The sequence below is a fragment of the Shinella pollutisoli genome (genome assembly GCF_024609765.1).
GTDB lineage: Bacteria > Pseudomonadota > Alphaproteobacteria > Rhizobiales > Rhizobiaceae > Shinella > Shinella pollutisoli.
The window spans coordinates 1-19,855 of sequence record NZ_JANFDG010000047.1 but is presented as its reverse complement, the minus strand read 5'-3'; the positions used below and the strand labels follow the sequence as shown (position 1 = coordinate 19,855).

Here is a 19,855-nt window from a genome sequence, read left to right as displayed (position 1 = left end):
TGCCGAGGACGCCGCAATGACAGGCAGGCTCATCCGGTTCGGGCTGATCGGCGCTGGGGTGGCGGCCGAGACGCATGCACGCGAGATGGCGCGCGTCGAGGGGGGCGTCATCCGCTCCGTCCATGCGCGGGACGGGCGCAAGGCCCGCGATTTCGCGGCGGCCTTCCGGATCGAGGCGGCCCACGACGATCTCGCCGCCTTTCTGTCGGATCCGGAGATGGATGCCGTCATCATCACCACGCCGAACGGGCTCCACCGCGATTACGCAATCGCTGCCGCCCGGGCCGGAAAGCATGTCGTCGTCGAGAAGCCGCTGGAAATCAGCGAGGCGCGCGCCCGCGAGATCGTCGACGCCTGCCGCGCGGCCGGCGTCGGCCTGGAGGTGATCTACCAGCGCCGCTACGCCGAGGCGGCGCGTCAGGCGATGCGCGACATCGCCGACGGCAGGCTCGGCGAGATCCTTCTCGTCAACATCGTCGACAACCAGTTCCGCTCGCCCGACTACTATCGCAAGGACGCCTGGCGCGGCACGAAGGCGGTGGAAGGCGGCGGCTGCGTGATCACCCAGGCGACCCACCTGATCGACCTCGCCCAGTATATCGTCGGGCCCGTCACGAGCGTCCGCGCCCAGGCCCGCACCGCCTTCCACGCGATCGAGACGGAGGACGTCGCCGTCGCGCTGCTGACCTTCGCCAACGGCGCCTTCGGCATGTTCTCCGCGTCGACGGCCGCCTTTCCGGGGCTGCGTCACCTCCTGACGATCTGCGGCACCAAGGGCTCGATCATCCTCAACGGCGAGCACGACCAGATCGTCTTCCGCGGCGTGGACGGCGAGACGGCGACGCGGCAGGTGCCCGCCGACTTCAGCTTCGCCGACCCGATCGATCCGCGCGACTACCCGACGGAGGGGCAGCGCAGGCAGTTGCAGGCGATCGTCCGCAACCTGCTGTCGCGTGCCGATACGACGTCCTCGATCGCGCTCGCGCTCCGCTCGGTGCGGGTCGTCGACGCGATCTATCGGTCCGCGGCGACGGGCGACACGGTGACCATTGGCGCCGACTGACGGATTTCCGCCGGAAAGGGGCCGCCATTGCCCCGGATTCGCTTCGTATGGTAATGATAGGCCGCTTGCCCGCGGCACGTTATCGATAACCATCTGACAGGACGGGAATGGACAACCATCTTCAACAGACGAACCTGCGTGATCAGGCGCTAGCGGTGTTGAAGACGCGGCTGGTGTCCGGCGACCTGGCGCCGGGCCAGATCTATTCCGCCGCCTCGATCGCCGCCGAGCTCGGCGTGTCGAACAGCCCGGTGCGCGAGGCCATGCTGACGCTGGTCAACCAGGGCCTGCTGGAGACCGTCCGCAACCGCGGCTTCCGCGTGGTGCCGCTGACGGAGAAGGAGCGGCAGAACGTCTACGACCTGCGCGTGCTGATCGAGATCCCCTCCATGGCGCGGCTCGCGTCGATGAAGGAGAAGGTGGCGGCAAGGGCTGCGGAATTCGAGAAGATCGCCGCCGACATGGTCGCCTGCGCCGAGGCGGGCGACATCGTCGGCTACCTCAACTGCGACCGCGATTTCCACATCGGCCTCCTGGAGATGCTGGAGAACGACCATCTGACCGCGATCGTCGCCAACCTGCGCGACCAGGCGCGCCAGTACGGGCTGCGCGCGCTTTCCGACCGCGGCGACCTCGTCAAGTCGGCGGCCGAGCACAAGCCGATCCTCGACGCCCTCATCGACGGCGATGCGGAGCGCGTCACCAAGCTGATGACCGCGCACCTCAGCCACCTGATCGGAGAATGGGCCGGCTGATTTCCTCCGGCAGCGGGAAGCGGACGGCGCATCGGCACCGTCCCGTCCGCCTTCCAGAGAGCGAAGCCTCAGGCGGACGCCCGGTCGCGCTTGAGCAGGCGCGCGCGTGCCCGCTTCGCCGCCTCGTGGCCGGTCCCGGTCGCGATCTCCATGTTGCCGATCTCGGCGAAATAGTCGCCGGCGAAATGGATGTTGACGTCGTCCCGCTCGCAATAGGCGAGCATGGGATCGAAGTCGAACCCCGCGGGACGATAGGTGTTGCCCGGCATCCAGCGCTGGACGACGGTCTCCTTGATGTGTCCCTTGAGCTGCGGGAACATCCGGTAGATGTCCGCAAGGTAGGTCTCGCGGATCTGCTCGTCGGTCTTCTCCAGCATCGCCCGCGCCGGCGCGCCGCCGCTGTAGACCATCAGGCTGCCGCCCGGCTTGCGGGTGCCCGCGGTCCGCAGCGGGTTCGCATGGTTGAAGAACATGTCGAAGGAGGCGTCCGGCGTGGTGATGGCGTAGATGTCGTCATACGGCATCGGCCCGGTCTCGTCGGTGATGATGCCCATGGTCGGGAAGGGCCCGTACTGCACGCGTTCGAGCGTGGCGCGGACGTCCGCCGGGATGTCGGCGACGATCGACGCGGCCTGGTTCGCCGGCACGGCCACGACGACCTCCGCGGCGGTGGCCGTCTGCTCGACGCCGTCCGTCTCGAAGGTCACGGTGACGAGATCGCCGTCCTTCCTCACCGACTTGACGGTCGTGTGATAGCGCACCCGGTCTCCCAGCAGTTCCATCATGCGCTCGCCGAACCGGCCCGAGCCGCCGTTCAGGTTGAGCGCCATGGAATCGCCCTTGCCGGCCCAGACGGCACCGAAGAGCGAGACGCCGACGCCGGCATGCTGATCCTCCATCTCGGCCGCCGCACGGCGCGCCGCCGAGCTGAACAGGGCCTCGACCCGCCTGGGGACGCGGCCGATGAAGTCCCTGAAACTGATGTCCGACATGTAGCGGGCGACGCGGGCCCGGCGCTTCTCGTTGCTCTCGCCCTGGACCGGCAGCATCTCCTTCTGCCAGCCGCGGACCGCCTTCAGCATGCGGATGCCGATGGACGCGAGCGAGATCCGCTCCGAAAGCGTCATCGACATGGTCAGCGGCAGGGACGCGACCGCCTTCGGCTTGTAGACCTTTCCGCCCCAGCAGATGGCGAACTTGTTGCCCGGGATCGAGATGACGTCGAGGCCGATCGAGTGAAGAATGTTGCGCATGTGCGAGCCCGGCGGCGGAAAGAGATGCCCGCCGAGATTGAGCCAGTAGTCGCCGCGCGACACGGAATAGAGGCGCCCGCCGAGCCGGTCCGACCTCTCGAGGACGAGGACCTTCCTTTCCCGCAATTCCCAGGCTGCCGAAAGGCCCGAAGGACCGCCGCCGATAACAATGACATCGTAGTCCGGATTACTCATGTTCGTTCCCTGATCCTTCATTCATCGCCGCGCCCGGTGGTGGCTTCGTCGGCTCCTGCGAAAAGGGCCTTGTCATGCGGTCGATAATCGGTAATATATTACCTGTAAGACTTCGATGTCAACCGAGCGGTTGTGGCATACGCCGCGAATTGCCAAGAATATACGTTAGAGGGAACCTGAGATGACCACACACAGACGCAAAGTTTTGGGCATGATCGCCGCCGTCGCTGCCGGCGCCTTTTCCTTGGGCCCCGCCCAGGCCCAGTCGCTCGAGAAATCGGATGCGGCGGCCGCCCTCCTGCCGAAGTCGATCCAGGACGCGGGCGTCCTGCGCATCGCCGTCCCCGACGTCGGCAAGCCGCTCGCCTACAAGGAAGGCGACGCGCTGAAGGGCATGGACGTCGACCTCGCCAACGCGGTGGCCGACACCCTCGGCCTCAAGGCGGAGATCAGCCTCATTCCCTTCTCCGCAGCGCTCGCCGGCCTGCAGGCCAACAAGTACGACATCTCCTACGGCGAATTCTACGTCACGGAAGAGCGCCTCAAGGTCGCCGACTTCGTGACCAGCTGGCAGGACTACAGCTCCTTCCTCGTGTCGAAGGCCAAGGACTACAAGCCGACGGCGCTGCCGGAGATCTGCGGGCACCAGATCGGCGCCATGGCCGGCTCCGCCGAGCTCGAGACGCTGAACAAGGCGGCGGGCGAATGCGGCGACAACAAGCCGACGATCAGCGCCTTCCCGTCGATCAGCAACGCCATCCTCGCGCTCAACAGCGGCCGCGTCGAAGGCGTGCTGATCAACCGCGGCGGCGCCCAGGAGGCGATCAACCTGGATTCCGGCCTCGACGCCTCGGGCGAGATCGGCGGCGGCCCGACCGCGACGGCCGTCGCGCGCAACGAGAATTCCGAGCAGCTTCTCGCGGCCCTCAAGGGCGCCTACGACCACCTGATCCAGTCGGGCGAATACATGAAGATCCTCGAGAAGAACGACACCGCCTACGGCGCCGCCAAGGAGGCCGTGATCTACAAGGAAGGCTCCACCCCGCCGAAATACGGCTTCTGAGCTACACCTGAAAACCGGACCGGCATGCGCGCGACCCGCGCGCATGCCGGTCGCATGTTCCAGACATCGAGGACGAGGCGGACGATGGCGCAGCAATGGACCAACTGGGGCCGCAACCAGAACTTCTCGCCGGACCGGATTCTCCGGCCGGAAAGCGAGGACGAGGCGATCTCGCTCATCGCCGGCGCCATCCGGAAGGGCGAGCGCGTGCGGGTCTCCGGCAGCGGCCATTCCTTCACGCCGATCGTCGAGACCGACGGCCTGCTGGTCGATCTTTCCGGGCTCTCCGGCATCATCGCGGTGGACCGCGACGCCGGCCGCGCCGAGGTCCGGGCCGGCTCCACCATCGCATCGCTCGGCGAACCCCTGTGGGCGCACGGCCTGTCGCTCGCCAATCAGGGGGACGTCGACGTCCAGTCGATCGCCGGCGCGGTCGCCACCGGCACGAAGGGATCGGGCCGGAATTTCGGCTGCATCTCGTCTGCCGTGACCGGCATGCGCATCATCGACGGCACGGGCGCGGTGGTCGACATCGACGGCTCCGACCCGGATCGGCTCCGCGCCGCGCAGGTCTCCGTCGGGCTGCTCGGGCCGGTGCTGCGCATCGGCCTCCAGCTCGTTCCGGCCTACGGCCTGAAGGAGGAGAACGTCATCCTGCCGATGAGCGAAGTGATCCGGCAATGGGACCACCTCCTCAGCGAATACCGGCACTTCTCCTTCTGGTGGATGCCGACCGACAGGTCGGCCGACATGTACAAGCTCGGCGACGTCCCGGCCGACCACTGCTTCGTCAAGCTGCTGCGGGAGGTGCGGCCGGAGGAGCTGACCGGCCCCGCCGGGCCCCTCAACCGGCGCACCGACCGGGCGTACCGCATCTATCCCGACGGCACGACCGAGGCGGAGTTCCACGAGCTCGAATACATGGTCCCCGACCGCGACGCGCGCGAGGCCGTCGACAGGATGCGCGACCTGATGCGGCGCAGGTTTCCCGACGAGATCTCGCCCCTGCAGGTGCGGTGGCAGAAGGCCGACAGTGCCTTCCTGTCGGCGCAAGGCGGGCGGGACAGCACCTCCCTGTCCGTGTCGGGGGAGATCGGCCGCAACTACCTGCCCTTCCTCAAGGCCGTCGACGAGGCCCTGCGTCCCTATGCGGCAAGGCCGCACTGGGGCAAGCTCCACTTCCTCGACCGCGCGCGCGTGCGGGAGATCTATCCGGACTTCGCGCGGTTCGACGCCGTGCGTCGGGAGCTCGACCCGAAAGGCCTGTTCCTCAATCCGCACTTCGCGGCGCTGTTCGGCTAGCGACGGCGCGGCCAAGGCGGCTTGACACGCGGGAAGGCCCGGCCTAGCTAGAGAAATCGTTTTCTCAAGGAATTGCCATGCCCTCCTGGTTGCTTGCGATGGACGTCGACGGAACGATCCTCACCGACGACTACGCCGTCCCCGCGCAGGTGCGCGAGCAGATCCAGCGGGCGCGCTCGCAGGGCATCTTCACGGCTCTCGCCACGGCGCGCGCGCCGCGTTCGGTGTTCCATATCCTGGAGGACGTCGGCGGCGTCGATGCGGCGATCTGCTTCGGCGGGGCGCTGACGCTGAAGCAGGAGCGGGGCGTCTGGCGCGCCGACGACGCGGAAGACGACAGGACCGTCGCGCCGGAGCTGCTGCATGCGCTGGTCCTCCGGTCGCGCAGCGCGGGCGTGTCGCTCGCCGCCTACGGCGCGGAGAACGTCTATGTCGACCGTCTGAACGACATCCTAGCGCACCAGTTCGGCAAGACCGGGCTGACCTGCGTCGAGGGCGACCTGCTGGCGGTCGGCGAGCCCATCCTCAAGCTCCTCGCCATTGCCGACACGCAGACCCTGCCCGTGCTGGAGGAACTGCGCGGCGCCTTCGGGCAGACCCTCTCCTGCCTCTACTCCCACGCCAACTTCCTGGAGGTCACGCACAGGTCGGTCTCCAAGGGCAATGCCGTCGAAAGCCTCCGCCTGTCGCTCGGCATCGCGCGGGAGAACGTGGTCACCATCGGCGATTCCGAAAACGACCTTTCCATGTTCGCCGTCGCCGGCATGCCGATCGCCATGGGCAACGCCGCCGACAGCGTCAAGCGCTCCGCCAAATGGGTGACGGAGACGAACGGCCGGGCGGGGGTCGCGGTCGCGCTGCGCCACTGCGCGCAAACGCTCTGGCGGATCTAGGGCGTCCGCCGCTCCCGTTCTCACGGAAGGCCCGGCCCCGTCGAGGAGCGCGCAGGAACGCGTCCCGGCTCGACGGGGCCCGCCATCGCGGGCTTACTTCACCCAGGGGGTACGCTTGCCGATCGCGATGTGGACGGACTTGACCTCGGTATATTCCTCGACGCCCATCCGTCCGCCCTCGCGGCCGATGCCCGACTGCTTGAAGCCGCCGAGCGGCTGGCCCGGGCCGCCGGCGATCGTGGTGTTGACCCAGGTGCGCCCCGCCTGCACGCCGCGCATGACGCGCAGGGCCTTGTCGATGTCCTTCGTCCAGATGCTGGCGGCAAGGCCGTAGGGAGAATCGTTGGCGATCTCCAGCGCCTCCTCGACGGTCCTGAAGGTCATCAGGCAGAGGACGGGGCCGAAGATCTCCTCGCGGGCGACGCGCATGTCGTTGCGCACGCCGGCAAGGAGGGTCGGGGCGACGAAGCGGCCGCCGGAGACGGAGACCCGTTCCCCGCCGCAGACGACGTCCGCTCCCTCCTGCCTGCCGAGGTCCACGTAGCCGAGGATCTTGTCGCAATGCTGCTCGGAGACGATCGCGCCGAGCTGCGTCTCGGGATCGAGGCAGTCGCCGAGCTTCACCTTCGAGAGCTTTTCGACGACGAGCGCCTTGAACCGCTCGGCGACGGATTCCTCGACGACGAGGCGGCTGCCGCTGACGCAGCACTGGCCGGCATTGAAGCAGAGGCCGAAGGCGACGCCGTCGGCGGCATCCTCCAGATCGGCGTCGGCGAAGACGATCTGCGGGTTCTTGCCGCCGAGCTCGAGGCTCGCCTTCTTGAAGTTGGCGGCACTCGCCTTCAGCACGGCTTCGCCCGTCCGGGTCGAGCCGGTGAAGGACACCATGTCGATGTCGCGGTGCTCGGCGATCGCCTGCCCGACCTCGGGGCCGGTCCCCGTCACGACGTTGTAGACGCCGTCGGGCAGGCCCGATTCCTTCAGGATGTCCGCGCACATGAGGGTGGTGGCGGAGGTCATCTCGGACGGCTTGACGACGACGGAATTGCCCGAGGCGAGAATGTAGGGAAGCCGCTCGGCGAGCACGATGAAGGGGAAGTTCCAGGGATTGATGAGCCCGACGACGCCGACCGGCTCGCGCGTCACGACGCCGAACATGTCGTCGCCGTGGTTGTTGAAGGTCTCGCCCGAGAGCGACTGCGCCTGCCCGGCGCAATATTCGAAATGACCCGCGGCGTCGTTGATCTCGGCGCGCGACTGGGAGATCGGCTTGCCGGTCTCGAGCGTCTCCCAGAAGGCGAGCTCCTCGACGCGGGCGCGGATCGCGCGGGCGACCCGCAGCAGGACGGCCGCCCGCTCGGCGCCGCCGATGCCCGACCAGACGCGCCGCTTGAAGGCGGCCCGGGCGGCCGCGACAGCCTCGTCGAGATCCGCGCGCGTGCAGAGCGTCACGCGCGAGACGTCCCTGCCGTAGCCGGGGCTCGACCGCAGCAGCGTGTCGCGGCCCGCCGTATCGCGCCAGGTGCCGTCGATGAAGAACCCGAACTCCCGCACGGTTTCGGGAACGGCGGCGAATGCGGTTGCATGGTCCATTGGTCGTCTCCTTTGGCTGGCGCGGCGCGGTCCCGTTACGGGCCGTCCTCGCGCCTGATGATGCGGTCGTACAGTGCGGCAGCGGTCGCGGCTAGGCGGAACGCGCGAGCACCGGCTTGCGGGGGGACGCGGCGGCCTTGCCGAGGATCATGTCCGCCCCCTTCTCGCCGATCATGATGGTCGGCGCATTGGTGTTTCCGCTGGTCAGCACCGGCATGATGGAGGAATCGACCACGCGCAGCGCCGACAGGCCGTGCACCCGGAGCTCGGAATCCACCACCGCCTGGTCGTCGTTGCCCATCTTGCAGGTCCCGACCGGGTGATAGTCGCAGCAGGCGTACTGGCGGACATAGGCCATGATCTGCTCGTCGGTCACCGCGTCGTCGCCCGGCAGGCGCTCGTGGGCGATGAGGGGCGCGATGGCGTCCTGCTTCAGGACCTCGCGGATGATCCGCACCGAGCGCAGCGCCATCTCGCGGTCGTAGGGATCGTCGAGATAGTTCGGGTCGATCAGCGGCTGGTCGGCCGGGTCGGCCGATCTCAGGCGGATGGAGCCGCGGCTGCGCGGGCGCAGGAAGGTCGAGTTGACCGTGAAGCCGTGGCCGTCGATCGTCGACTGCCCGCCGCGCACCACGGTCGCCGGCGCGATGTGGATCTGGAGGTTCGGCGTCGCCTCGCCCTCGGTCTGGAAGAAGCCGCCGCCCTCGACGATCACCGAGGAGACCGGGCCGGTCCGGTAGAGCAGCCATTGCAGGCCGTGCAGCACGGAGCGCGGGAACCTGTCGTGCCCGTCATAGGTAATGCGCTCCTTCGTCTGCACATGGACGTTCGTGCACAGATGGTCCTGGAGGTTCTTGCCGACGCCCGGCAGATGATGGACGGGATCGATGCCGACCGCCTTCAGCTCGTCGGCGTCGCCGATGCCCGACAGCATCAGGAGCCGCGGCGAATTGAGCGCGCCGGCCGAGACGACGACCTCCCGCTCCGCCCGCACGACGCGCCGCGACCGGCCGTCGGAGAGCTCGACGCCCACCGCGCGCCCGTTCTCGACGACGATCCGCGTGACGCGCGCATGCGTCTCGATCGTCAGGTTCTTCCGGTCCCTGATCGGCCGGAGGTAGGAGACCGCCGCCGAGCGCCGGCGCCCGTGGCGGCAGGTCACCTGGTAGAGGCCCGCGCCGTACATGGTCTCGCCGTTGAAGTCCGGATTGTAGGGCAGGCCGTATTGCTGGACCGCCTTGACGAAGGCGCGGGTGACGGGATGCGGCCCGATCTGGTCGGAAACCCAGAGCGGCCCGCCGTGCCCGTGATAGCGGTCGGCGAGGCGGTCGTTGTCCTCCGCCCGCCGGAAGTAGGGCAGGACGTCCTCATAGGACCAGCCGTCGTTTCCGAGCGCCGCCCAGTTGTCGTAGTCCTCCTTCTGGCAGCGGATATAGATCATCGCGTTGATGGAGCTGGAGCCGCCGAGCGTCTTGCCCTGCGGATACCAGACCTCGCGGTTGTCGAGGTGCTTCTGCGGAACGGTGTAGAAGCGCCAGTTGACGCCCGGGCCGAACAGCTTCCCCAGCCCGCCGGGCATGTGGATCATCGGGTTCCAGTCGCGGCTTCCCGCTTCCAGGAGCAGGACGCGGGTCCGACCGTCTTCCGAGAGCCGGCTTGCAAGGGCGCAGCCGGCCGAGCCGGCTCCGACGACGATATAGTCCCAGACGGATTGCGCCATCCTCTATCTCCCTTTGAACTGCGGTGCCCGCTTTTCCTTGAAGGCGCGCAACCCCTCGACGCGGTCCTCGGTGGCGAATGCCTCCACCGTCAGCCTGCGTTCCTCCTCGATTCCCCGCGCCAGCGGCAGCTCGAACGCCGCGTTCACCGCGCGCTTCGCATAGGGGGTGATGGCGACGGACATCGCCGCGATCTCGCCGCCGATCTCGATCGCCCGCGCCAGCAGGGCATCCGGCTCCACGACTTCGGAGACCATGCCCTTGCGCTCGGCCAGCGCGGCATCGACCATCATCCCCGTCAGCACCATCTGCATGGCGAAGGACTTTCCGACGATGCGCGGCAGCCGCTGCGTGCCGCCGTCGCCCGGAAACGAGCCGATCCTGATCTCCGGCGTGGCGAAGCGCGCCGCCGAGGACGCGACGACGATGTCGCACAGCAGCGCCAGCTCCAGGCCGCCGCCGAGCGCATAGCCGTTGACGGCGGCGATCAGCGGCTTCGGGAAGGCCTCGATGGAGGCCCAGACGGCGAGCCGGCCGGGATCGACATAGGATTCGACCCCGCGTTCCAGCATGTCGGTGATGTCGGCGCCCGCGGCGAAGGCGCGGCCGTTGCCGGTGACGATCACGCAGCCGACGTCCCGGTCGGCGGCGGCCTCGTCGAGATGGGCCTGCAGCTCGGCGAGGAGCTGCTTCGACAGCGCGTTGAGCTTCTCCGGACGGTTCAGGGTCAGGAGCCGCACGCCCGGCGCCGGCGTCTCGGCCAGCACGAGTCGTGCCTGCGTCTGCGAACTGCCGGCTACGGCCGTCTCCATCGCTGCCTCCCTTTCGATCCCGCTTCCTCAGGCGGCATATCTGTAAACGTTTTCCGACGTAAGGCCAGCAAGCTGCATCATGCGGCCGATCTTTTCGATCTCGGCGGCCGACGGCTTCATCAGCGGCGGGCGGACATGGGCCTCGTCCATGCGGCCGAGCAGCACCAGCGCCTCCTTCATGCGGTTGTGCATGTCGAGAAGCGGATCGTCGTAGAAGGCGCGCACGGTCGGGTAGATGCGGTCGTTGATCGCGCGCGCGGCGTTGAGGTCGCCCGCCTGCACCGCGTTGAACAAGGCGACCTGGAGGTCGGCGATGACGCTGCCGGCACCGGAGAGCAGGCCGTCGCATCCCATGGCGAGCGAGCCGAGAAGCCAGGCGCTGTGCGTCGTCAGCGTGTAGACGGGCCGGTCGAGCGCGTGCAGCTCGCGGATCTGCCGCTCGTGCCGGTTGCCGTCGCCGATCTGGTCCTTGATGGCGCGGATCGTCGGGAAGCGGCGGCAGAGCTCGAGAAGCGTGTCGAGCGGATAGGAGAGCTGCGAGGCGAGCGGGAACTGGAACAGGATGATCGGAAGATCGGACGCCTCGGTGATATGGCGCAGATGCTCTTGGGTCATCTCGGGGCGAAGATGGCCGCCGAGCGACATGAAGGCCGGCGGGAAGACGAGAAGGCCGTCCGCTCCCTCCTTCTGCGCGTAGGCGGCGAGCCTGCCGGCCTCGAGGCTGGATTCGGTGCAGATGCCGACGATGGTCGCGACGTCCGACTGGAGGACCTCCTTGGTGACGACGACCGCGCGCTTCTGCTCCTCGATCGTCAGCGCATGGACCTCGGCCGCGTGGCCGTTGATCGTGATGCCCGCGATGCCGGTGACCGAGGCGATGTCCTTCAGATGCGCCCGGTAGGCCGGCTCGTTGATGCTCATGTCGGCATTGAACGGCATCAGGCAGGCCGGGATCACGCCCTTCGGCTCGAATTTGCGGTCACTCATCGTCATCTCCTGTCGTTGCTGTCACGGGCCGCCCCGGCACGACGCCGGGGCGGTCCGTCCTCGAAAAATCAGAAGCCCTTGCCGAGCATCTCGTCGATGTTGGAGGCGTCCACCTGCTTGCCAGGAAGGACGATCTCCTTCTCCACCGCTTCGCCCTTGGCCACCTTGTAGGCGACCTCGATGCCTTCCGGCGCGACGAAGGGATAGGTGAAGCTCGCCGCCAGCTTGCCGGCCTTGATGGCTTCGTAGGCATTGTTCTGGCCGTCGATACCGACGACCACCACCTCGTTCAGGCGTCCGACGGCTTCGAGCGCCTGGATGGCACCGAGCGCCATTTCGTCGTTGTGCGCGTAGACGGCCTGGATCTCGCCGGGCCCGAAGCGCTGGAGCTGGTCTTCCATGAACTTCACGGCGTTCTCGCGCAGGAAGTCGCAGTTCTGCGTGGCGACGATCTCGAGTTCCGTGCCCTCGAGGGCCTCCACGAAGCCGTCGTGCCGGTCGACCGTCGCCGAGGCGCCGCCCGTGCCCTGCAGCTCGATGATCTTGCCCTTGCCGCCCAGCTTCTCGCCGATGAACTTGCCGGCCGCCAGACCGATCGGCTTGTTCTCGGCGCCGACATGGACGGTGACGTCCGTGTTGACCTTGCGGTCGAGCGTCACGACCTTGATGCCGGCCGCCATCGCGTCGGCGACGACGGGCGTCAGCGCGTCGGACGTGAGCGGGCTGATCATCAGGACCTGGATGCCCTGCGCCATCAGCGACTCGACGTCGGTCACCTGCTTGGAGGAGTCGTTCTGCCCGTCCGTGACGATCAGCTCGACATCCGGCAGGTTCTGCTCGGCATAGGCCTTGTTGCCCTCCACCATGGCGACGCGCCACGGATGGTTCATCGTCCCCTGGCTGAAGCCGATCTTGATCTTCTCCTGCGCCATCACCTGGGTCGCGAGCACGATCGCGCTGCCGGCCATGAGCACGGTCTTCAGGAATTCTCTCTTCTTCATTGCACTCTCCTCCGTTGTCATTTCTTCGGGAAGCCGAGATCAGTGCCGCGCACGGCGCTTTCTCAGCATTTCGTAAAGCACCGCCCCGATGATGATGGCGCCCTTGACGATCTGCTGGGTGAATGGTGAAATCCCAAGCAAATTCATGATGTTGGCGAGAACGGCGAGGATTCCCGCGCCGATGATCGTGCCGAGGATCCCGCCCTCTCCCCCGAAAAGGCTGGTGCCGCCGATCACGGTGATGGCGATCGCCTCCAGCTCGATGCCGGTGCCGGCGGTCGGCTCGCCGACCGTCAGGCGGGACACGAAGATGATCGCCGTCAGGCTCGCCAGGAAACCGCTGACGACATAGACGCTGAAGGTGACCAGGCCGACGTCGATGCCCGACAGATGGGCCGCCTCGGCATTGGAGCCGACGGCATAGATCTGCCGGCCGTAGGCGGTGTAGCGCAGGACGTAGATGGCGATCGCGGCGACCGCGGCGAAGATCCAGACCGGCACGGGAACGCCGAGCATGGCGCCGCGTCCGAGCCACATGAAATCGGCCGCGCGGGCGCCGAGGCCGACCGGCTGGCCGTTCGCCAGCGTCAGCGCCAGGCCGCGCCCCATCACCATCATGCCGAGCGTCATGATGAACGGCGGGATGCCGCCCAGCGTGATGCCGAGCCCGTTCAGGGCGCCCATGCACACGCCGATGAGCAGCACGAGCGGCACCACGGCGGCGACCGGCCAGCCGCCGACGAGGAGCAGCGCCGTGGTGACCGCGCACACGCCGAGGATCGAGCCGACCGACAGGTCGATGCCCTTGGTCAGGATGACGAAGGTCATGCCGACGCTGACGATGCCGAACAGCGCGACCTGGCGCATCACGTTCATGACGTTGACCGGGTTGAGGAAGGACGACGACAGCAGCGTCGCCAGGATGCAGAGGCCGGCGAGCACCCAGATCAGCCCCGCCCCCTTCGGCAGAGCCAGCCGGAAACGTCGTTCTTCGGTTTCGATCATCGTGTTTGGGCTCGCCATTGTCAGTCCTCCCGATTGTCCCGCAGCGGCGCGGCGCGAGGCGCTCCTGCTGCATCCGCGCCGTGCCGCCCGGCGGGCGGCGCGCGCCTAGTTGAAGGTTGCATGTTTCATGATCTCTTCCTCGGAGGCGCCGCGGGGAAGCTCCGCCGCGATCTCCCCTTCCCGCATCACCAGGATGCGGTCGCACATGCCGATGATCTCCGGCAGCTCGGACGAGACCATCAGCACCGCGAGGCCCTCGCGCTCGACCAGGTCGACGAGCAGCTCGTAGATCTCCCGCCGCGCGCCCACGTCCACGCCGCGCGTCGGCTCGTCGATGAGCAGGACGTCGCACCTGGCGTTCAGCTGCTTGGCGATCACGCATTTCTGCTGGTTGCCGCCGGAAAGCGTTCCGATCGCGGTGTCGATCTCCGGCGTCTTCACGCGCAGGCGCCGGACGTAGTCGCGGACCGATACGCGCTCCTTGCCGAGGTTCAGCCTGGCGGTGCTGCCGAAATTGCCGAGCCTGGAGATGGTGACGTTGAACCGGACCGACTGGGAGAGGAACAGGCCCTCGGTCTTGCGGTCCTCCGGCGCGAAGCCGATGCCGAGCGAGATCGCCTTGCGCGGCGAGGCGATCCTGCGCACCTTCCCGTGCAGCCGGATCTCGCCGCCTTCGATCGGGTCCCTGCCGACGATGGCGCGCAGGAGCTCCGACCGGCCCGCGCCCGCAAGCCCGCATATGCCGACGATCTCCCCTTTCCGGAGCGAGAGGCTGACGTTCTTCAGGGCCTTGCCGCGGGAAAGCCCGGAGACGCCGAGGACCTCCTCGCCGGGCCGGGCGTTGCGCTGCGGGAAGTAGTCGGCGATCGGCCGGCCGACCATGCACTGGATCAGGCTGTCGGTCGTCCATTCGGCGATCGGCCGCGTGGAGACGAGCTTGCCGTCGCGCAGCACCGTCGCCTTCTGGCAGAGCTCGAACACCTCCTTCAGGCGATGCGAGATATAGATGAAGGCGACGCCTTCCGCCTGGAGCGTGCGGATGGTGCGGAAGAGCTTCTCGAGCTCGGTGTCGCCGAGCACCGCGGAGGGCTCGTCGAGGACGATCAGCCGGGCATTGCGGGAGATCGCCCGGGCGATCTCGACCATCTGCCGCTGGGCGACGCTGAGGCTGCCGACCAGGCGGCGCGGATCGATGCAGAAGCCGAGCCGGTCCATGGCGTGCATGGCCTCGCGCGACGCCGTCTTCCAGTCGATCCGGCCGAAACGGTTGCGCGGCAGGCGGTTCATGAAGATGTTCTCCGCGACGGAGAGATGCTCGGCCTGCGCGAATTCCTGGTAGATGACGGCGACGCCGCGGTCGATCATCGATGCCGGCGTCGGCGCCGTGATCGTCTCGCCGGAAAGCACGAGCGTGCCCGCGTCGGCGTGATAGGCGCCGGAGAGGATCTTCATCAGGGTCGACTTGCCGGCGCCGTTCTCGCCGACCAGGCCGTGGACCTCGCCGCGGCCGACGGAGAAGGACACGCCCTGCAGCGCCTTCACGCCCGGGAAGGATTTCTCGATCCCGTTCATCTCGAGGAAGACATCCGCCGCCGAGGTGACGGGCTTCTCCGCTGAAACGCCTACGATCGCATTCATCGCTCTCTCCCGCGCCCGGAGAAATCGATTTCTCCGGCGCTCCAAAAAAAGCCTCTCAAAGGCGCGGTATCTGCATGCCGCCGCCGATATTGTAGATATCGCCGGTGCTGTAGGGCATGCCGCCTGTCGCGAGCGTCGCAATGGCGCAGGCGATGTCCGAGGGCTCCCCCCATCGTCGCAGGGCGCACAGTTCGCCGTTCAGGATGCCGGGCGAGTACCGGTCGTAGACCTCCGCCGTCATGTCCGTCTCGATCAGGCCGGGCCGGATCTCGTGGACGCGGATGCCGCTCTCGGCGAGCCGCACGGCGAAGGCCTGCACGGCCATCGACAGGCCCGCCTTCGAGATGCAGTAGGCGGCCTTCTCCGGCGAGACGAGATGCGCGTTGGCCGAGGTGATCGTGATGATCGACCGCTCGACCCCGGGCGCCGCCGCGGCGAGCATCCGCCGCGCCACGGCCTGCGTCAGGAAGAACGTGCCGCGCAGGTTGACGGAGACGAGCCGGTCGAACTCCGCCTCGTCGACCTCCAGCATGTCGCCGCGCACGGAGACCTGGATGCCGGCATTGTTGACCAGGCAGGTGATCGGCCCGAATTCCTCCCAGATCCGCGCGACGACCGCGTCGTGCCGGTCGATGCTCGAGATGTCGAGCGGAAAGAAGGCCGCGCGGCGTCCCGTGCCCGCCAGGAGCGCGATCGTCTCGCCGACGTTCTCGTCCTCGACCCAGTCCACGAAGGCGATGTCGAAGCCGCGGCCCGCGAGCTCCAGGCATATGGCGCGGCCGATGCCCCGCCGGCCGCCGGTGACCAGCGCCACGCCGAGCGCCGGACCGTCCGGCTTGCGTTCCTTCGGGCTCGTTTCCACGGTGCCATGCATCAGACGGCCTCATCCATTTGGTCGCCGGAACGGGAGGAGACGACGGCGCCCGCGGTGATCAGCCCCTCGATCTCGGCGGCCGAATAGCCGAGGTCGCGCATGATCTCGCGCGTGTGCTCGCCGATCTCGAGCGCCAGCACGCGCAGCTCCGGCACCTGGCCGTCGTAGCGGTTGGGGTGGTTGACCAGATGCACCGTCCTGCCGCGGACGGTGATCTTGCGGAACACCTCCATGTGGGCAAGCTGCGGATGGTCGAGCAGGTCGTCATAGGTGTTGACCGGCGAATACCAGATGCCATGCTTGTCGAAGCGCTCGGAGAGTTCCCTGACGGTGTAGCGGGCGGTGGCCTCGCGCACGGCGCGGGCGACGACGTCGCGCTCCTCGTAGCGGTCGAGGCCGACGATCCCGCGCAGCTCGTCGCTGTCGAGCGCCTCGGCCAGGGTCTCGTCGCTGCACAGCGAGATCACCACCTGGCCGTCCTTCGCCGGATAGACGCCGTAGGGGGCCGCATGGAACCACGTCGCGAGGTTGCGCTCGCGCTGCATCTTCTCCTGCGTGATGCCGCCGGCGAAATAGTTGACGAGGGGCTCGGTCTGCAGGTCGATCGCCGAGTTTATCAGGCTCGCCTCGACGCGCGTGCCCTTGCCCTCCCGCTCGCGGCGGAGCAGGGCGCCGAGGATGCCTATGGCCAGCAGGGCGCCGCCGTGCTGGTCGACCACCGCGGCGCCGGCCGGCGTGTTGCCGCGCTCCGGCGCGCCCGTCACGCTGATCAGGCCGGAGGCCGCCTGCATGAGGAGGTCCTGTCCCGGGCGGGCGGCCATCGGCCCGCTCGAGCCGTAGCCGCTCGCCGAGGCGAAGATCAGCTTCGGGTTCAGGCGGCGAAGCTCCGCATCATCGAATCCCAGCCGCGCAAAGACGCCGGGACGGAAATTCTCCATGACGACGTCGGCCTCGGCGATGAGGCGCGCCGCCACCTGGCGGCCGCCCTCCGACTTCAGGTCGATGCCGATCGAGCGCTTGTTGCGGTTGGCGCAGAGATAGAAGCCGCTTATGCCCTCGACGAAGACGTCGGCGCCGGACCAGTGGCGCTCATGGGCGCCGAGGATCGGCTCGACCTTGACGACATCCGCGCCCATGTCCGCGAGATACTGGGCGCCCGCCGGCCCCTGCAGGAAGTGGCAGAAGCTGACGACCTTGATTCCGTTTAAAAGCATAAGTCTCCTCCCGGCCTGCCCAACCCCTCGGTCGGGGGCGAACCGTTCTTAGAAATCGTTTTCTCACTTGCGCCGATCCGAGTCAACACCTTTCTGCGGCGCGAGCGGATTATTGTGGCCGGGACCCCGGCGGCAGGATCGGCGCCATGCACGGCGAAGAGCATGACATTTCATGAAATAATGCTTTTTATCAATGGATTATTCCATATCTCCCATTGCTTCCCGGATAGTATATACGGATGTGGCCGCCCTCGCCCCGGTACATGATTACAATTGACATCGCGGGATCAGCATGAGAAAACGTTTTCTATAAATTTGCCGATGCCGTGGATCGGGCCGGCATGGCGTTAGCGGGAGGGGTGCCTTGAGCGAATTCTACGTTTCCGTCGGAGACAGCGTCTCCTTTTCCAAGACGGTCGGCGAGACGGACGTCTATCTCTTCGCCGGCATCACCGGCGACCTGGCGCCCGTCCACGTCAACCAGGCGCTGATGGAAAGCTCCGCGTACGGGCAGCGCATCGCCCACGGCGCGCTGGTCGTCGGCTTCATGTCGACGACGTCGAGCATGATGGTCGAGCAGTCGCGGGACGGACACGGCAGGGGCGAGACGCCCGTCTCGCTCGGCTACGACCGCGTGCGCTTCCTCGGCCCGGTGTTCTTCGGCGACACGGTGACGGTCCGCTACCGGATCACCGCGATCGACGAGGCCAGACGCCGGTCCACCGCCGACATCCAGGTCGTCAACCAGCGCGGCGAGACGGTGGCCATTGCCACCCACATCCTCAAATGGGTCGGGAAGACGGAGCGATGACCATGGCAGAACCTATGTCGGCGGATTTCGTCATCGTCGGCGGGGGCAGCTCGGGTTGCGCGCTCGCAGCGCGCCTCAGCGCCGATCCGGCCTGCAGCGTGATCCTCCTCGAAGCGGGCAACCGCGACACGAGCCCCTACATCCACCTGCCGGTCGCCTACTACAAGACGACCGGGCCGAACTTCACCTGGGGCTTCGAGACGGCGCCGCAGAAGCACCAGGGCGACATCCGCCTGCCCTACGCGCAGGCGCGCGTCATCGGCGGCGGCAGCTCCATCAACGCGCAGGTCTACATCCGCGGCAATCCGCAGGATTTCGACGGCTGGCGCGACACGCACGGCTGCACGGGCTGGGGCTATGACGACGTCCTGCCCTATTTCAAGCGGGCGGAAGGCAACCAGAGCCTCGCCGGCGAGACCCACGGCATCGACGGTCCGCTCCTCGTCTCCGATCCGTCCTATGTCAGCCCCCTGTCGCACGCCTGGATCCAGGCCTGCCAGGAAGCCGGCATTCCGCCGAACCGCGACTTCAACTCCGGCAACCAGGCCGGCAGCGGGCTCTATCAGGTGACCAACCGCGCCGGGCGCCGGTCGAGCGCGGCGAACTGCTACCTCCGGCCCGCCCTGAAGCGCCCGAACCTGCGCGTCGTCACCCGCGCGCAGGCCCGCCGCGTCATCCTCGAGAACAACCGCGCGACCGGCGTCGAGGCCGATATCGGCGGCACCGCCAGGACGATCCGCGCCAACCGCGAGGTGATCCTCACCTCCGGGGCGATCGGGACGCCGAAGCTCCTCATGCTGTCGGGCATCGGCCCGGCCGCGGACCTCAAGGCGCACGGCATCGACGTCGTGCGCGACAGCCCGGATATCGGTCGGAACCTGCAGGATCACCTCGACATCTTCCTCGTCTACGAAGTGGCGAACGCCAACAGCTACGACAAGTACAAGAAGCTCCACTGGCAGGCCTGGGCCGGCATGCAGTTCGCGCTGTTCCGCTCCGGGCCGGTCACGTCGAACATCGTGGAGGCCGGCGGCTTCTGGTGGAGCGGGCCGAAGGAAGGGCTGCCGGACGTCCAGTTCCACTTCCTCGCCGGCGCCGGCGTCGACGAGGGCGTGCCCGACATCCCGGGCGGCGCTGGCTGCACGCTGAACGCCTACCTGGTTCGGCCGAAGTCGCGCGGCACCGTCACCCTCAGGTCGGCCCGCGCCGGGGATCATCCGGTCATCGATCCGAACTTCCTGTCGCATCCGGACGATCTGGCCGGCACGATCGCCAGCATCAAGCTCGGCCGCAAGATCATGGAGCAGGACGCCATCAGCCGCTATCTCGTGCGCGAGCACTATCCGGGTGCGCAAACCGAGAGCGACGCCGATCTGGAAGCCTTCGTGCGCAAGGCGTCGCGCACCGGCTACCATCCCTCCTGCACCTGCCGGATGGGCGAGGACGAGGCCTCGGTCGTCGACACGCGCCTGCGCGTGCGCGGCGTGGAAGGGCTGCGTATCGCCGACGCCTCGGTGATGCCGCAGCTCGTCTCCGGCAACACCAACGCCACCACCATCATGATCGCCGAGCGGGCCGCCGACATGATTCTCGGCAACCGCATGCAGATGCAGGGGGCAGCCTAATGGTTTTGTCAAGCTGCATGTTTGAAGTTTGGGCTGAAGGGGGTTCTTGTCTG

General features: G+C 67.6%; 17 protein-coding genes. 7 read left to right on the top strand and 10 right to left on the bottom strand.

All coding sequences use genetic code 11. The annotated features are described in order from the left end of the window. Positions 1-16 precede the first annotated feature (16 nt). Both NNZ72_RS24480 and NNZ72_RS24475 read left to right on the top strand, forming a co-directional pair. A complete protein-coding gene (locus NNZ72_RS24480; RefSeq protein ID WP_257318293.1) occupies positions 17-1,063 on the top strand; it encodes a Gfo/Idh/MocA family protein in 1,047 nt (348 codons plus the stop codon). Positions 1,064-1,170: 107 nt separating this feature from the next. Beyond that, positions 1,171-1,818 (top strand): GntR family transcriptional regulator, encoded by a 648-nt coding sequence (locus NNZ72_RS24475; RefSeq protein WP_257318292.1) that lies wholly within the window; start codon positions 1,171-1,173, stop codon positions 1,816-1,818. A gap of 68 nt (positions 1,819-1,886) precedes the next feature. Here NNZ72_RS24475 and NNZ72_RS24470 read toward each other — a convergent pair whose 3' ends face one another. Then, entirely contained in the window at positions 1,887-3,266 is a 1,380-nt protein-coding gene (locus tag NNZ72_RS24470; RefSeq protein WP_257318291.1) for a flavin monoamine oxidase family protein, read from the bottom strand. A gap of 181 nt (positions 3,267-3,447) precedes the next feature. On the opposite strand from NNZ72_RS24470, the gene NNZ72_RS24465 reads away from it, so the two are divergent. The 3 genes from NNZ72_RS24465 (at position 3,448) to NNZ72_RS24455 (ending at position 6,524) form a co-directional block, all read left to right on the top strand. Next, on the top strand, positions 3,448-4,329 hold the full coding sequence (locus NNZ72_RS24465) for a transporter substrate-binding domain-containing protein (RefSeq protein WP_257318290.1): 882 nt from the start codon (positions 3,448-3,450) through the stop codon (positions 4,327-4,329). Between the two features lie 84 nt (positions 4,330-4,413). Continuing rightward, positions 4,414-5,631: a D-arabinono-1,4-lactone oxidase gene (locus tag NNZ72_RS24460; RefSeq protein WP_257318289.1), complete on the top strand. Its 1,218-nt coding sequence runs from the start codon at positions 4,414-4,416 to the stop codon at positions 5,629-5,631. Between the two features lie 77 nt (positions 5,632-5,708). Next, a complete protein-coding gene (locus tag NNZ72_RS24455; protein ID WP_257318288.1) occupies positions 5,709-6,524 on the top strand; it encodes a Cof-type HAD-IIB family hydrolase in 816 nt (271 codons plus the stop codon). Between the two features lie 93 nt (positions 6,525-6,617). Here NNZ72_RS24455 and NNZ72_RS24450 read toward each other — a convergent pair whose 3' ends face one another. The 9 genes from NNZ72_RS24450 to NNZ72_RS24410 all read right to left on the bottom strand — a co-directional run bounded on the left by NNZ72_RS24450 (position 6,618) and on the right by NNZ72_RS24410 (position 17,366). Next, positions 6,618-8,117 carry an aldehyde dehydrogenase family protein gene (locus NNZ72_RS24450; RefSeq protein WP_257318287.1) on the bottom strand — a complete coding sequence of 500 codons (1,500 nt, stop codon included), beginning with the start codon at positions 8,115-8,117 and terminating at the stop codon, positions 6,618-6,620. A gap of 91 nt (positions 8,118-8,208) precedes the next feature. Next, positions 8,209-9,837 (bottom strand): GMC family oxidoreductase, encoded by a 1,629-nt coding sequence (locus NNZ72_RS24445; protein WP_257318286.1) that lies wholly within the window; start codon positions 9,835-9,837, stop codon positions 8,209-8,211. 3 nt (positions 9,838-9,840) lie between these two features. Then, entirely contained in the window at positions 9,841-10,647 is an 807-nt protein-coding gene (locus NNZ72_RS24440) for an enoyl-CoA hydratase-related protein (RefSeq protein WP_257318285.1), read from the bottom strand. 27 nt (positions 10,648-10,674) lie between these two features. After that, a complete protein-coding gene (locus tag NNZ72_RS24435) occupies positions 10,675-11,634 on the bottom strand; it encodes a dihydrodipicolinate synthase family protein (protein WP_257318284.1) in 960 nt (319 codons plus the stop codon). Positions 11,635-11,702: 68 nt separating this feature from the next. After that, entirely contained in the window at positions 11,703-12,635 is a 933-nt protein-coding gene (locus NNZ72_RS24430; protein WP_257318283.1) for a substrate-binding domain-containing protein, read from the bottom strand. A 39-nt stretch (positions 12,636-12,674) separates the two neighbouring features. Then, positions 12,675-13,658: an ABC transporter permease gene (locus NNZ72_RS24425; protein WP_257318282.1), complete on the bottom strand. Its 984-nt coding sequence runs from the start codon at positions 13,656-13,658 to the stop codon at positions 12,675-12,677. A gap of 87 nt (positions 13,659-13,745) precedes the next feature. Further along, a complete protein-coding gene (locus NNZ72_RS24420) occupies positions 13,746-15,278 on the bottom strand; it encodes a sugar ABC transporter ATP-binding protein (RefSeq protein ID WP_257318281.1) in 1,533 nt (510 codons plus the stop codon). Positions 15,279-15,333: 55 nt separating this feature from the next. Continuing rightward, positions 15,334-16,152 (bottom strand): 3-ketoacyl-ACP reductase, encoded by an 819-nt coding sequence (locus tag NNZ72_RS24415; RefSeq protein WP_257318280.1) that lies wholly within the window; start codon positions 16,150-16,152, stop codon positions 15,334-15,336. Next, a complete protein-coding gene (locus NNZ72_RS24410; RefSeq protein ID WP_257318279.1) occupies positions 16,152-17,366 on the bottom strand; it encodes a CaiB/BaiF CoA transferase family protein in 1,215 nt (404 codons plus the stop codon). Before NNZ72_RS24410 ends, NNZ72_RS24415 begins: the two co-directional genes overlap by 1 nt. Before the next feature lie 364 nt (positions 17,367-17,730). Between NNZ72_RS24410 and NNZ72_RS24405 the strand changes: the two genes are divergently transcribed. Both NNZ72_RS24405 and NNZ72_RS24400 read left to right on the top strand, forming a co-directional pair. Beyond that, positions 17,731-18,177, top strand: coding sequence for a MaoC/PaaZ C-terminal domain-containing protein (locus NNZ72_RS24405; protein WP_257318278.1), 447 nt, complete (start codon positions 17,731-17,733; stop codon positions 18,175-18,177). 2 nt (positions 18,178-18,179) lie between these two features. Continuing rightward, positions 18,180-19,802, top strand: coding sequence for a GMC family oxidoreductase (locus NNZ72_RS24400; RefSeq protein WP_257318277.1), 1,623 nt, complete (start codon positions 18,180-18,182; stop codon positions 19,800-19,802). Positions 19,803-19,855 lie beyond the last annotated feature (53 nt).

What these genes read in the sequence shown, in the direction of transcription:
- NNZ72_RS24470 (WP_257318291.1), bottom strand. Translation starts at nt 3,266, where the DNA reads ATGAGTAATCCGGACTACGATGTCATTGTTATCGGCGGCGGTCCTTCG.
- NNZ72_RS24430 (WP_257318283.1), bottom strand. Translation starts at nt 12,635, where the DNA reads ATGAAGAAGAGAGAATTCCTGAAGACCGTGCTCATGGCCGGCAGCGCG.
- NNZ72_RS24435 (WP_257318284.1), bottom strand. Translation starts at nt 11,634, where the DNA reads ATGAGTGACCGCAAATTCGAGCCGAAGGGCGTGATCCCGGCCTGCCTG.
- NNZ72_RS24440 (WP_257318285.1), bottom strand. Translation starts at nt 10,647, where the DNA reads ATGGAGACGGCCGTAGCCGGCAGTTCGCAGACGCAGGCACGACTCGTG.
- NNZ72_RS24410 (WP_257318279.1), bottom strand. Translation starts at nt 17,366, where the DNA reads ATGCTTTTAAACGGAATCAAGGTCGTCAGCTTCTGCCACTTCCTGCAG.
- NNZ72_RS24450 (WP_257318287.1), bottom strand. Translation starts at nt 8,117, where the DNA reads ATGGACCATGCAACCGCATTCGCCGCCGTTCCCGAAACCGTGCGGGAG.
- NNZ72_RS24465 (WP_257318290.1), top strand. Translation starts at nt 3,448, where the DNA reads ATGACCACACACAGACGCAAAGTTTTGGGCATGATCGCCGCCGTCGCT.
- NNZ72_RS24475 (WP_257318292.1), top strand. Translation starts at nt 1,171, where the DNA reads ATGGACAACCATCTTCAACAGACGAACCTGCGTGATCAGGCGCTAGCG.
- NNZ72_RS24415 (WP_257318280.1), bottom strand. Translation starts at nt 16,152, where the DNA reads ATGCATGGCACCGTGGAAACGAGCCCGAAGGAACGCAAGCCGGACGGT.
- NNZ72_RS24420 (WP_257318281.1), bottom strand. Translation starts at nt 15,278, where the DNA reads ATGAATGCGATCGTAGGCGTTTCAGCGGAGAAGCCCGTCACCTCGGCG.
- NNZ72_RS24400 (WP_257318277.1), top strand. Translation starts at nt 18,180, where the DNA reads ATGGCAGAACCTATGTCGGCGGATTTCGTCATCGTCGGCGGGGGCAGC.
- NNZ72_RS24455 (WP_257318288.1), top strand. Translation starts at nt 5,709, where the DNA reads ATGCCCTCCTGGTTGCTTGCGATGGACGTCGACGGAACGATCCTCACC.
- NNZ72_RS24445 (WP_257318286.1), bottom strand. Translation starts at nt 9,837, where the DNA reads ATGGCGCAATCCGTCTGGGACTATATCGTCGTCGGAGCCGGCTCGGCC.
- NNZ72_RS24425 (WP_257318282.1), bottom strand. Translation starts at nt 13,658, where the DNA reads ATGGCGAGCCCAAACACGATGATCGAAACCGAAGAACGACGTTTCCGG.
- NNZ72_RS24480 (WP_257318293.1), top strand. Translation starts at nt 17, where the DNA reads ATGACAGGCAGGCTCATCCGGTTCGGGCTGATCGGCGCTGGGGTGGCG.
- NNZ72_RS24460 (WP_257318289.1), top strand. Translation starts at nt 4,414, where the DNA reads ATGGCGCAGCAATGGACCAACTGGGGCCGCAACCAGAACTTCTCGCCG.